This window comes from Rufibacter glacialis (genome assembly GCF_008271745.1).
Taxonomy (GTDB): domain Bacteria; phylum Bacteroidota; class Bacteroidia; order Cytophagales; family Hymenobacteraceae; genus Nibribacter; species Nibribacter glacialis.
In genome coordinates this window covers 26,351-39,572 of the sequence record NZ_VKKZ01000023.1, presented here as the reverse complement: position 1 = coordinate 39,572, position 13,222 = coordinate 26,351, and the positions used below count along the sequence as shown (strand labels likewise).

The 13,222-nt window shown below is 51.9% G+C and carries 9 protein-coding genes; 6 read left to right on the top strand and 3 right to left on the bottom strand.

Annotation, left to right across the window (positions count from 1 at the left end; translation table 11 throughout):
* Positions 1 to 7: 7 nt before the first annotated feature.
* Both FOE74_RS16190 and trpS read left to right on the top strand, forming a co-directional pair.
* Positions 8 to 661, top strand: a complete 654-nt coding sequence (locus tag FOE74_RS16190; protein WP_149099685.1) for an alpha/beta fold hydrolase — start codon at positions 8 to 10, stop codon at positions 659 to 661.
* Between the two features lie 96 nt (positions 662 to 757).
* Positions 758 to 1,732 (top strand): tryptophan--tRNA ligase, encoded by a 975-nt coding sequence (gene trpS, locus FOE74_RS16185; RefSeq protein WP_149099684.1) that lies wholly within the window; start codon positions 758 to 760, stop codon positions 1,730 to 1,732.
* Positions 1,733 to 1,818: 86 nt separating this feature from the next.
* On the opposite strand, the gene FOE74_RS16180 is transcribed toward trpS, so the two are convergent.
* Positions 1,819 to 2,997: a hypothetical protein gene (locus FOE74_RS16180; protein WP_149099683.1), complete on the bottom strand. Its 1,179-nt coding sequence runs from the start codon at positions 2,995 to 2,997 to the stop codon at positions 1,819 to 1,821.
* Between the two features lie 767 nt (positions 2,998 to 3,764).
* A complete protein-coding gene (locus FOE74_RS16175) occupies positions 3,765 to 4,166 on the bottom strand; it encodes a hypothetical protein (protein ID WP_149099682.1) in 402 nt (133 codons plus the stop codon).
* A gap of 158 nt (positions 4,167 to 4,324) precedes the next feature.
* Between FOE74_RS16175 and hppD the strand changes: the two genes are divergently transcribed.
* The 4 genes from hppD (at position 4,325) to FOE74_RS16155 (ending at position 11,675) form a co-directional block, all read left to right on the top strand.
* Complete coding sequence (gene hppD, locus FOE74_RS16170) at positions 4,325 to 5,425, top strand: 4-hydroxyphenylpyruvate dioxygenase (protein ID WP_149099681.1); 1,101 nt, start codon at positions 4,325 to 4,327, stop codon at positions 5,423 to 5,425.
* 69 nt (positions 5,426 to 5,494) lie between these two features.
* Positions 5,495 to 7,243, top strand: a complete 1,749-nt coding sequence (locus FOE74_RS16165; RefSeq protein ID WP_149099680.1) for a phospho-sugar mutase — start codon at positions 5,495 to 5,497, stop codon at positions 7,241 to 7,243.
* Between the two features lie 831 nt (positions 7,244 to 8,074).
* Positions 8,075 to 10,660, top strand: coding sequence for a gliding motility-associated C-terminal domain-containing protein (locus FOE74_RS16160; protein ID WP_188686932.1), 2,586 nt, complete (start codon positions 8,075 to 8,077; stop codon positions 10,658 to 10,660).
* Positions 10,661 to 10,664: 4 nt separating this feature from the next.
* The gene (locus FOE74_RS16155; protein ID WP_149099678.1) at positions 10,665 to 11,675 is read left to right on the top strand and encodes a PorP/SprF family type IX secretion system membrane protein; all 1,011 of its coding nucleotides are present in this window, start codon (positions 10,665 to 10,667) and stop codon (positions 11,673 to 11,675) included.
* 362 nt (positions 11,676 to 12,037) lie between these two features.
* On the opposite strand, the gene FOE74_RS16150 is transcribed toward FOE74_RS16155, so the two are convergent.
* A complete protein-coding gene (locus FOE74_RS16150; protein ID WP_149099677.1) occupies positions 12,038 to 13,156 on the bottom strand; it encodes a glycoside hydrolase family 43 protein in 1,119 nt (372 codons plus the stop codon).
* Positions 13,157 to 13,222 lie beyond the last annotated feature (66 nt).

The window sequence follows — 13,222 nt, the reverse complement described above, 5'->3', positions numbered from 1 at the left end:
GCCTTCTATGCAGCACCCTCCCCTTTACCTCCTGAGCGGGCTTTGCGCCGATGAACGCCTGTTCAAGTTCCTAAGGCTGCACCACCCTTCGCCACTGGTGATCCAATGGGTTACTCCTGACCGGCAAGACACCATGGCTTCCTATGCCCAAAAGCTTAGGCAGCAGATAGTGCCCGGACAGGAACCGCCTATCCTTATTGGGCTGAGCTTTGGGGGAATGGTGATCCAGGAAATGGCGAAGCAAATGCCCGTGAAACGTTTGATCCTGCTCTCCAGCCTGACCAACACCCAGGAGTTGCCCTGGCATTACCAATGGGCGGGTGCCGTGCACATGCAGAAATGGCTGCCGCTGGGTTGGTTCAAAAGCTGGGTTGGGCCGGCTAGTTGGGTTTTCGGGGCGAAATCCAAAGAAGAGCGGCAAATCCTGGCTTCTATCTTACAGGAAACAGACACTCCTTTCCTGCGCTGGTCCCTTACCCAGATCCTGCATTGGCGGCACAAGGCCAGCCCTGAGAAAACGGTGGCTATCCACGGCACCCAGGACAAGGTCCTACCCGTTCCTGACTTCCCCAACCTCCACCTCCTGCCTGGAGGGGAGCACCTGATGGTGATGAGCCGGGCCCAGGAAGTAAGTGATTTGATCAACCGCTACCTTAAGTAACGTATTGCTGGTGTTTTAATAAAACCCGGCCCGAAACAGAACAAGCTTTCCCGTTTGCCTCCCAATCGCTTTCTTTGTACAAATATTCAGTAGACCATGGCACGAATCCTTACCGGTATCCAAAGCACGGGCCGCCCCCACCTGGGCAACCTGCTTGGGGCCATCCTCCCCGCGATAGAGCTTTCCAAAGTTTCAGGGAACGACTCGCTATACTTCATTGCTGACCTGCATTCGCTTACCTCCATCAGAGATGGCGAAGAGCGTCGCATGAACACCTACGCCGTAGCGGCTGCCTGGCTGGCCTTCGGCTTTGACACTGACAAGAATATTTTCTACCGCCAGTCTGATGTGCCCGAAGTCACTGAACTGACCTGGTACCTGAGCTGCTTTGCGCCTTACCCCATGTTGGCCAACGCTCACTCGTTCAAAGACAAGTCGGCGCGCCGGGGCCTTTCTGATGTGAACGCGGGTTTGTTCACCTACCCCATTCTCATGGCGGCTGACATCCTCTTGTACGATGCTGAATATGTGCCCGTAGGGAAAGACCAGGTGCAGCACCTTGAAATCACCCGTGACGTGGCCAGTACCTTTAACCACCTCTATGGGGAGACCTTCGTCTTGCCTGAGGCGCGGGTAGATGACAATGTCATGACCATACCCGGCATCAACGGGGAGAAGATGAGCAAGTCGTACGGCAATACCATTGATATTTTCCTGCCTGAGAAAGAGCTGCGCAAACGTATCATGAGCATTGTCACGGACAGCAAAGGCCTGGAAGACCCCAAAGACCCTAACACTGATATCACCTTCAAACTATACGCGCTGCTGGCAGACCAGGAACAGGTGGCTACCATGCGCCAAAATTACCTGGCCGGCGGGTATGGCTACGGCCACGCCAAACAGGCACTCTATGACCTGATCCTTACCAAATATGCAGAGCCTCGTGAGCGTTTCCAGTACTACATGGAAAACCTAGCCGAGGTGGACGCAAAATTGGCCGAGGGTGCCGCCAAGGCCCGGGCGATTGGAGCCCCGGTGTTACAGCGGGTGCGGGAGAAACTAGGATTTTAAGTTGAAGAAAGCCGCTGGTTTCGCGTCGGTCCTGCCTCTTTAAGATAAAACAACAAAGCCGAGGCACTACCCTCGGCTTTGTTGTTTTAGAAGCTCTCTTTGACAAAATAGGCTTTTAACGTATCGCCAGAAAAATAGAAAGAATACTTTTTCCCAAAGAAAGTTTGCTCCAAAGCTACCTCCTTCCACTTTTTATCCTTGGGCCGGTTCCATAGTTTCTGGAGAGACTGGAAAGGGATCCTTTGAGATTGGCGGGGATCAGAAGTGGAATAAGCATGAATGGTTGTGGTCTCCTCATCTAGCAGGTAAAGCCGGCCCACCTCTTCTACTGTGAAGGTGGGTACTGCGTAATCAAGCTCGTTGTAGAAGCCATCATACCTATAGCTTGCCAATTGGCTGCCGTTTACGTGGTAGAAGATTAAGTTCTTGGTTGTTCGGTCATATAGGGCGTCCCATTCCTGCTTGTCTTTAGTAAAAGTCCACTTCACGTAGTTGTACAAGGCAAAGAAGGAAGTATCTGAGAGGAACCGGGCTGTGACCATATCTGGCTTGCCAAACTTGAAGGCATAGCCATTGGGACCGTACAAGGTATGGCAGGTGAGAAAGTATTTCCGGTTCGGGTTGGTGTGCACTTGCCCGTCACACCCGTTTCCCCCGGTACTGCTGTAAGACTCCAACTGCAGCAGATTCCCCTTCAAGTCGGTGGAGAAATAGGAAATCCCTCCGAAATCACTTGCAGGCAACCCAAACCAGATATCAAACAAAACTCTCCCCTCTTGGGTAACCCCTCTGAACTCTGGCGCCATGGGCACACTCTCAATAATAAAACCGTCGTTCTCCAGCTTCAGGAAATCATGTTTTGTAAACTTCTTGCTGTACAGGGTCTTCCCATTTTTGGTCAAGGTGATGGAATACACGTGGTTGTGCGCCTTGATGACGCGTACCCGCGTGAGTTTCCCCTCGGCGCTGTCTCTTTGGATTTCTGTCAAGGAACTGTCATTCAGGCTGTATCCTTCGGTAATGGCTTTATAGGTATCAGGGCCCGCTTTGAATTCTTTCTGGCTGCGTTGGTAGGAGTATTCTCCTCTTTTATAAGGTTCTTGGGTAAACCGGAGGGTGTCTACTGAAGGCGGAAAAGGTTGGGGCGGCTCCGTTATCCCTATTGTTGGGGCAGAGATTTCTTTTTGCTGAATTGGCGTACGGCTTTCACAGGACATCAGGAAGAAATAGGCCACCCAGCCAGCTCCACAAAAATACTTTTTCATGGCTTATGTTACTTACAATCAAGGTTATTTGCAAGGAAGGGAAGAAAGTCTTCCTACTGGGAAAAGGCCTTTTCAAAGGAGCATCTTCTGTTTTCGGTCCTAATAGGCAGGTGAGCAGCTCCTTTCTGCCGCTTCTACCGCACATAAGCGGGTTTGTGCATGCAGTTTGTTAATCCCCTGGCATTTCCGCTTCTAGCGTTGATCCAAGTACGGCTCTTTGCATAGTTTCTGGTAAGCGCTCACGGCCGCGGGGCCCCGCCTTCCGCCCTCGCGCTGTGCCCTCTACTCCGCCCACCTCGCTTCGCTCAGGGGCGGTCGAGTGCTAGGCGCTCAAGCGAAAGGCTGGAATAGGCGATGCGTAGGAAAGTGCAGTAGACCTCACAGGTTTTGGCTGTTGCCTAGTAGTAGTTCAATTCTTCTATTTGGATCTACTTTGATAGCAGGTGGCAGCTGTCCCAAAATAAACACCCACCCCAGCTCTACTATCTAGGCTTTCTATTATGAATGGCTGACCTGGGGAGTTTCTACCGCAAAGCTTCACAGGGATTGGAGATTGGTTGGGTCTTTTCTTTTGTTGGTTTTTTGTCTTATTTTAGAAAAGGGCTTAGAAACAGAATCTGTGACGTTCATAACCTACGTCTCTGTCCGTTTTGACTCTTTTCAGGGAAACCAGCTTGAAAACAGAAAAGGCTCCTGTAGGGGATTACCCTGGCAGGAGCCGTGAAATTTGGGAGGATTTCTTTTCTATTGTCAGGTGGTAGGTTGGCTTATTCCGCTTTCCACACTTCCTGGCGCACGGTTTTGCCAACGCTCAGGATAAGGCGGGTGGGGTTGGGAACCAGCACCAGGCGGGCTTCTTTGTTAGGGAAAGCATCTGCCTCCACCCAAACCCCCTGCTTGCCGGTAAGGTCTACCTGGCCTTCGCTGTTGAGGGTCTCTGGCAAGTACGCAGTGGGGAGAAGCACATCCGTATCTGGGCATACCTTCAGGTGCACATCACCTAAGACATCTTCCAGGTAATCGCCATAGTTATCGTTGAACTCATCTTCCAAATCATGCAGCTCCTCTTCCACGTCGTCATAGCGATCATCATTGTAAGAGAGTTTGCCTAACTCCTGCTTCTTCTGGATTATGGTTACCAGTGACGTATTCAGTTCTTGGATATTCATTCGTTCTTATTTTTCACAAATTTTATAACATCTGCGGCTATTTGCAAATTGCCGGGCCAAATCCGGGCCGTAAATTCCTATTTTCTTTCCTGTGCTTTTATTCTATTTTTACTAAAATTGAGCATAAAACCTGTTTTTTACCGCTAAAAGCACCCTCTATGGCTGAACAAACCGATTTCCTCCCGCTGAACGGTACTGACCACATTGAATTCTATGTGGGCAATGCCAAACAGAGCGCCTATTTCTACCAAAGCGCCTTCGGGTTTGACCTGGTGGCCTACGCCGGACCAGAGACCGGCGTGCGCGATCGTGCCTCCTATGTGCTGCAGCAAGGCAAAATCAGGTTCGTGCTCACCACCTCCCTCCTGCCAGACTCCCCTATCTCTGAGCACGTGCGCCTGCACGGCGATGGGGTCAAGGTCATGGCCCTCTGGGTAGACGATGCCTACAAATCCTATGAGGAAACCGTAAGCCGCGGGGCCCGTTCTGCCGGGGAACCCCAAACCCTGACTGATGAATTCGGGGAGGTGCGGGTGGCTTCCATCTACACGTACGGCGAGACCATTCATACGTTTGTGGAACGGAAGAATTATACTGGCGCCTTCATGCCCGGTTACAAGCCTCGGAAGAGCACTATCCCGGTAAATCCGGTGGGCCTGAAGCACGTAGACCATTGCGTGGGCAACGTGGGCTGGGGAGAGATGAACACCTGGGTAGACTTCTACGCCAAGGTCATGGGCTTCCAGTTGCTGCTCACCTTTGATGACGAGGACATCTCCACGGAATATTCTGCCCTCATGAGCAAAGTCATGAGCAACGGCAACGGGTACGTGAAGTTCCCCATCAACGAGCCTGCTGAAGGAAAGAAAAAATCGCAAATTGAGGAGTACCTTGATTATTACCACAGCCCCGGCGTGCAGCACATTGCCATTGCCACCGATGATATTGTGGCCACGGTGGGCGAGCTGCGCCGGCGGGGAGTAGAGTTCCTGAGCGTGCCCAGCTCCTATTATGCAGACCTGCTGGACCGCGTGGGCACCATTGAGGAAGACCTCAAGCCCTTGCAGGACCTCAACATACTGGTAGACCGTGACAATGAAGGGTACCTGCTGCAGATCTTCACCAAACCCGCCCAAGACCGGCCCACCGTTTTTTATGAGGTGATTCAGCGCAAAGGGGCAAAATCATTTGGCAAGGGAAATTTCAAAGCCCTTTTTGAATCAATTGAACGTGAACAAGCCCTGCGGGGAAACTTATAATCTTTTATGCCGTTTTGGGACTGTTTCTGACAAACAGTCCCAAAACGCTTCTTCTTCTACAACTGAACTATGGAAAACAATTTATCGCTGGAGCCGGCCGTGCTCTCTAAGGTGAACACCTGGCTGGAAGGCGGCTATGACCAAGACACCAAAACCGAAGTACAACGCCTGATTGACAGCCAGGACACCGACGCCCTCACCGATTCCTTCTACAAGGACCTTGAGTTTGGTACCGGGGGCTTACGGGGCATCATGGGCGTGGGCAGCAACCGCATGAACCGCTACACCGTGGGCATGGCTACCCAGGGTCTGAGCAATTACCTGCTCAAGTCGTTCCCCGGCCAGCAGATAAGCGTGGCCATAGCGCATGACAGCCGCAACAACAGCCCTTATTTTGCCAACGTGGTGGCAGATGTGTTCAGCGCCAACGGCATCAAGGTGTATTTCTTCAAAGAACTGCGGCCTACGCCGGAATTGTCTTTCGCCATCAGGCATCTGGGCTGCCAAAGCGGGGTGGTGCTCACGGCATCGCATAACCCCAAAGAATACAACGGGTACAAAGCCTACTGGAACGACGGGGGCCAGGTTACCGCGCCCCATGACAAGAACATCATTGCTGAGGTGAACAAGATCACCTCCCTGGACCAGGTGAAGTTTGAGCGGAACGAAGCCAACGTGGAATTCATTCTGGAAGAGGTGGACCAAGCCTACCTAGACAAAGTAGCTACTTTGTCAGTAGACCCTGAGATGATCAAGCGCCAGCAGGATTTGAGCATTGTCTTCACCCCTATCCACGGCACAGGCATCACCTTGGTACCACAGGCTCTGGAGCGCTTTGGGTTTACCAACGTGCACGTGCTGGAGGCGCAGGCCACCCCAGACGGCAACTTCCCTACGGTGGTGTACCCAAACCCTGAAGAGAAAGACGCCATGAACCTGGCCATGCAGAAAGCGGAGGAGTTGAACGCGGAACTGGTGCTGGCCACCGACCCTGATGCCGACCGCGTAGGGATTGCCGTGCGGGACCTGAGCGGCAAGTTCGTGCTCCTGAACGGAAACCAGACCGCCGCCCTACTGACCTACTACATCTTGCAGGCCTGGCAGAAAGCGGGCCGGTTGACCGGTAAAGAATACGTGGTGAACACCATTGTCACCACTGACCTGATCAACCGCGTGGCCGAAGGCTTTGGGGTAGACTGCTACGAAACCCTGACCGGCTTTAAATACATTGCCACCATCATGCGCGAAAAAGAAGGTGAGGCCCAGTACATCTGCGGCGGAGAGGAAAGCTACGGTTTCCTGGTAGGGGATTTCGTGCGCGACAAAGATGCGGTCTCTTCCTGCGCCATGATCGCGGAAATGGCCGCCGCCGCCAAAGACCAGGGCAAGAGCCTCTATGAGCTCATGATCCAGATGTACCAGGAGTTTGGGTATTACAAGGAAGATCTCATTTCCCTAACCAAGAAAGGCCACCGCGGAGCCCAGGAAATCCAGGAAATGATGCAGGAACTGCGCGAGAACCCGCCCAAATCCATTGCCGGGTCAGACGTGGTGGAATTGATTGACTACAAGACCGGCTTCCGCCGGAACCTGAAAACCGGCGAAGAAAGCGCCACAGGTCTGGAAAGCTCCAACGTGCTTCAGTTCCTCACCCAAGACGGCACCAAGGTTTCCGCCAGGCCATCGGGCACAGAGCCAAAAATCAAATTCTACTTCAGCGTGCGGGAGCCGTTGGCCTCTGCCGAGGAATATGAGCTGGTAGGGCAAAAGCTAGATGCTAAAATCCAGGCTATTATCTCGGATCTGAACCTGAAATAGCCTAACCGTATTTTTCAAGGTCTTACTTAAAAAGCCCTTCTGATCTCAATTCAGAAGGGCTTTTGGTTTCTGGCTTCTTTTGTAAAAACAGGTTCTAAACGCCTGTTACGAGCAAAATATGGGTTTAAGGCCTCTTTTCGGGAAATCAAGGCTAAAACGGAGGCAACAGTACATCCTCTTGGTAGTTTTACCTTTCAAGCATCATCCTGTCTTCTTGTCTTCCATTCTAGTATTCCAGCCTACCGTCCATAGGAACTAGCCCCCGCAACAAGAATCCTATAGGATTTACTAAAGATTTATTTTATCTTTTCACCTAACTAAATCCACCGCCTACTCTGGGCTCGTATACGTTAAGTTAAATGTAGAGCTACCATGGGCATGGCAAGGCTGGGCAGGCTCAAAAACGGGATAAGGGATACAGCCTTCTGGGAGAAGAGGGTGGGATTTAGTTTTCCCTTGGCAAGTGAGGTCTTTGAAAGTTTACCCATTGCCTAGGCGCTCATTTAGCCTTATATTAGCCTTGCCAGGGTCTCGTTTTTTTATGAAGGATTTCAAGGAAATCATATAATAAAATCCTGCGTTTTACGATTAATAACAAGAGGTTCATCAACTTAAGAAGAAAGACTATTTGATATAACTATTACTTCCCTCCTACTTCTGGATCATCCATTTAGTACCTGTTTCTGGAAAGGCAGACGCAATAGTTCTGTAGAATTTCTTCTTCAACATGATTACCCGTTTTGATGTTGTTTACTTTTTCCAGAAAATCGAATGCACTCCTTCAAAAGCTATCTGCTGATATTTGCGCTTTATCTCTATAGCTCCTCTTTGATGTATGGGCAACCCCCCACACCATCATGCGGTGCTTCCATCGCTGCCTTACCTTCCCCTACAGTCTGCTCCGGAACCACCTTAACGGCCAACCCTGCCGGCACCAGGTTCTTCTACCAATGGCGAAAAGACGGCGTAAACATCCCAAATGCGAACCAACGAACCTATCCTCTGGAAGAATCCGGTAGCTATACGGTGATTGTCAGGAGTGCCACCTGCGCCGCCGACACCTCTGATGCCGTAGCCGTGACCGTGAACAAGGAAGAGGCGAAGTTCAGTATAGAAGAACGGATACGTATTCAGCCACAAAGCGCCGACACTTGCGGGATACCCGTGAAAGTCACCCTCAAGAATGAATCTACCCCGGAAACAGGTCTGACCTACACATGGGAGATTACAGACAGCAAAGACGAAAAGGTAGATTCAAAAGTGGCCAAATTCCTGGACGGCACCACCGCTTCCTCGGCCAACCCTATCCTACAGTTCAACCAGAAAGGCCAGTATACCATCCGGCTACGGATCAAGGGTGCCTGCTTTGACCCCACCAAGCCAGACGGCCCGGCAGACGCCGTAGACCCAGATAACCCAGACAAAGAATCTGACGGCCGGTATGTGCATGAAGAGCAGGTAACGATCGTGTATCCGCAGGTGAGTCCGCAGACCATCAGCGAGTGCGAAGATTTATCGCCTACGGCTACTCCTTTCACTATCAACGGGGCCCAATTAGTAGGCAGCCAGGATGGTAAACTGGATTACAACCTGGGCACCCAAAGACCCGGCTCCATTGAGTGGAAGATAATCTCCGGAACCGGAGGCACCATCAGTGACCCTAAAATTGAAAACCCGGTGTTCACGTTTCCCCGGAAAGGCTCCTACGTGGTGACGTTGCGGTACGCGAACGAGTGCGAATTCTCAGATGCCCTGAACGGGATCACCCAGTTCAACATTGACTTCACGCCGCGCCCGCCCAAGCCGATTCTGCCGCTGGCAGAAACCTATGTCTGCGCCGGGGGCACCTATGAGCTATCGCCTACTCCTTCGCAGCCCAATAGGATGTATAACTTTTACGCGAACGAAACCAGCAACCGCCCTCTGAATACCAGTGGTCCCACCCCGTCGTACTTTGCAGGACCGGTTAACGGCAGAACCGTCCTGTACGTGGCTGCCTTTGAGAATGGCTGCGAAAGCCTGGAAAGGACTATGTTCACCATCAACACCATTCAGGAGGACATTGACAACACCATCTCCGCCCCAGACACCATCTGCGAAGGCACCAAACCCGCGGCTTTGTCCGGGACCAACGTGCGGGTAGGATCGCTGAAGCCTACGTACCTCTGGGAAAGCAAGGCCGTAGGAGCCTCTGAATTCTCAGCCGCAGCCGGAACCAATAACCAGCAGAGTTATTCGCCGCAGGAACTCTCTGAGACTACCATCTTCCGGAGAACCGTCTCCTTTGAAGGCTGCGACACGCCCAACCTCAGCAATGAGATTACCATTGAGGTGCTGCCCGTCATTGAACCCAGTGAGAACGTGATCTCTGTAGACAAGAAAATTGTGTGTAGGGGTGACGAGCCTACCTTCAGTGGCAACCTGCTCAACGGGGACATAGAATACCAATGGCAGAGCAGCACCACCAGCGCCACCACCGGGTTTGTGGCTGCGCGTGCGGCAGACGGTTCAGATAATAAAAATGGTGCCTCTTTCACCCCAGAATTTGTGACGCAGAAAACCTGGTTCAGGAGGGTAGCCAAGTACAAGGGAACCAACTGCGATTTTGTACCTTCCTCTGAATCTATTCTCATTGAAATAGATGAACTGCCCCAGGCCCCCAGTGTGACCTCTGCCGACGTGCGTACCTGCCAGGGAAGCTCAGCGGTACTGGAGGTTCAACCGGCCACTGGCAGCAACCTGACCTACATCTGGTACACTGATAAAACCGGGGGAGAACCCATAGGCGCCGGCACTTCCTTTACCACGCCAGCCTTGACGCAAAACACCACCTTTTATGTGGAGGCAGAAAATGAAAATAAGTGCGTGAGTACTTCCCGTACTCCGGTAAGGGTTACTGTGGCACCTTTCTCGGCTTCTGCCGGAAATGACACCACTGTCATTGCAGGGCAATCCCTGCAACTGCGGGCCACGGGTGGCGGCACCTACAAATGGACACCTGCTACTGGCTTAAGCAATCCAGACATTGCCAACCCGGTAGTGACCACTCCAGACAATGTCACCGACATTACCACCATCACGTACACAGTAACCGTTTCTAATGGTACTGGCTGTGAAGCCACCGATGAAATTACCATCACTATCATCCCACGCATTAAGATTGTGAATACGTTCAGCCCCAACGGTGATGGCTTCAATGAACTCTGGGAAATCCAGTACATAGAGAACTACCCCGAAGCTACTGTGGAAATCTTCAACCGGTACGGGGCTCAGGTGTATAAATCGCCTGCCAGTGGATACCAGCCCTGGGATGGGAAACAGAACGGGAACACCCTGCCCCTGGCCACCTACTACTACATCATCCGGCTGAACAAGAATGAAAGACCTTTTACGGGCAGTATTACCATTATCAAATAATCAGATGAAGAAGAACTTAGGCGCTTTTCTGGTTCTACTGCTCTTATCCGCCCCGGTGTGGGGACAACAACGGCCGCAGTTTAGCCAGTTCATGATCAATAGCTATTTACTGAACCCCGCCATTACGGGTATTGAAGATTATACCGAGGTGAAAATGGGTACCCGCCAGCAATGGGTGGGGTTGGAAGGAGCCCCCAAAACCTACCACGTGAGTGCCCATACGCCCCTGAACAAGCAGGTGGCCAGCGTCCGGAACGTAGGCAAAGGGATGTCCCGCACCCGCTCGGTGAACAAGAACCGGTTCATGCGTACTTACCCCCACCACGGAGTAGGTATTCAAGCCATCAGTGACCGCACCGGTCCCTTGCGCCGTACCAACGTGAACCTCACGTATGCCTACCATTTACCCGTGACCCGCAGCATCACTGTGTCTATGGGGGCCAGCGCAGGCATTTTGCGCAACAGCATCAATGCCAGCGAAGCCACCTTTACCAGTCCGGGAGACCCCGCTATTGCCAGTAGCTACGTGAACCGGAATTACTTTGACCTGGGCTTAGGAACCTGGATTTACTCCAACACTTTCTTTGTGGGCCTATCTGGGGCGCAGCTCCTTAGGAGCAACCGAGACCTGAACTTGGAGGAGAGTGAAACCACGTCTAACAATGTGTTGCAGAAACACTTTATAGGAACGGCAGGCTATAAATTCAACATCGGCCAGGAGGTAACATTGATTCCTTCAGTACTGGTGAAACTGACCCAACCCAGCCCCACCACAATTGATTTCAACCTGCGGGCACTCTATGCGGAACGCGTATGGGCGGGGGTCTCTTACCGCAGTGAAGATGCCTTCGCCGTCATGACCGGGGTCAACATCAGCCATATCATGGACGTGAGCTATTCCTATGACTACAACACCTCTCCCCTGAGCATTGGCAATACCGGTTCCCACGAGGTAGTACTGGGCCTGAAACTCTTCAACCGTGGGAAAGTGATCTGCCCCCGGTGGATGCATTGATTTCTGTTATCGTGCTGAAAAACAGGAGAGGTCCTTTTCATATGGAAAGGACCTCTCCTGTTTTTACCCTGTTCTACTGAAAATAGCTTCTAAACACCTTAGTTTTTGCTGCTGGTCAAGCGTTGTCGAATTGACCGTAGAGACAAGGCGCTGCCTTGTCTCCTGCCCCCCATTGACAGCCACCTTGGTGAATACGCTGCCATTTTTATGCTATTTTCCTTAAAACTATTCCTAAACGCGATCCCTAATTTCACACCGTATTACGCCGAAAAGTTTGCTTTGATAGAACCTGGAACAACCTTGAAAGCAAAAGCCCCACCTCTAGGTAAGAGGTGGGGCTTTTGCTTGGGAATTCGTAAAGGCTAAGATTTCAAGGGGTGGATGGTCTGGATGGTCCCGTCAGGCAGGTGGGTTAATTCCGTTACTTTGATGTTCCGTAGGTGCGTTTTGCCTGATAGCTGCGTGTCATGGTAGAAGAGGTACCACTTGCCGTTGAACTCCACAATAGAGTGGTGGTTTGTCCAGCCTTCCACCGGATTCAGGATCACGCCTTTGTAGGTAAACGGACCAGCGGGTGAATCTCCCACGGCGTAGGCAATATTGTGCGTATCTCCGGTGGAATACGAGAAGTAGTATTTCCCATTGTATTTATGCACCCAGGCCGCCTCAAAGAAACGCTTGTTATGATCAGTGGCCGGGAAAGGCTTTCCGTTCTGGTCCAGGATCTGCACATCTTTCACCGGGCCGTCAAACCCTAGCATATCGGCCCGCATCTTCGCCATTTTGGGTGCCAGGGCATTGCCGGTGGCTGGTTCAGGCGCCGCGGTGGAGTCATATTTCCCGGTAGCCCACCGTTGCAGCTGTCCTCCCCAGATGCCTCCAAAGTACATGTACGAAGTACCGTCTGTATCAGTGAAAACAGCAGGGTCAATGCTAAAGGAACCGGCAATGGGTTTAGCCTCCGGCTTGAACGGCCCGGCGGGCGAAGTGGAGGTAGCCACTCCTATCCGGAAAACATCCTGCTTGTCTTTCACGGGGAAGTAAAGGTAATATTTCCCGTTTTTGAAGGCAGCGTCTGGCGCCCAGAGCTGCCGGCCGGCCCAGGGAATGTCTTTGATGTCCAGGGCTACCCCGTGGTCAGTCACTTTCCCGTTGACGCTGTCCATGGAGAAGACATGGTAATCTCTCATGTCAAAATGGTCACCGTTGTCATTCTCCGGGGTACCTGCCTCAATGTCATGCGAAGGGTAGATGTAAATCTTGCCATTGAATACGTGGGCCGAAGGATCTGCGGTGTACATACCGGGGATCAGCGGTTGGGACAGGTATTTACCAGCGGTAGAATCTTGCCCTGCCGCCGCAACGGTGTTCTCCACCTGCGTGGAAGTTGTTTCAGAAGAGGCTTGCTTCTGGCAGGCACCGGTGAAGGCCGCCGCCGCAAGTACCAGGGGCAGGTATTTGGTAGATTTGAATGAAGTCATCTTCGCTATAGGATTTTAGATTAGTTTGGTGAATATATAGAAAACCACCCCATCAATGCAACCGAT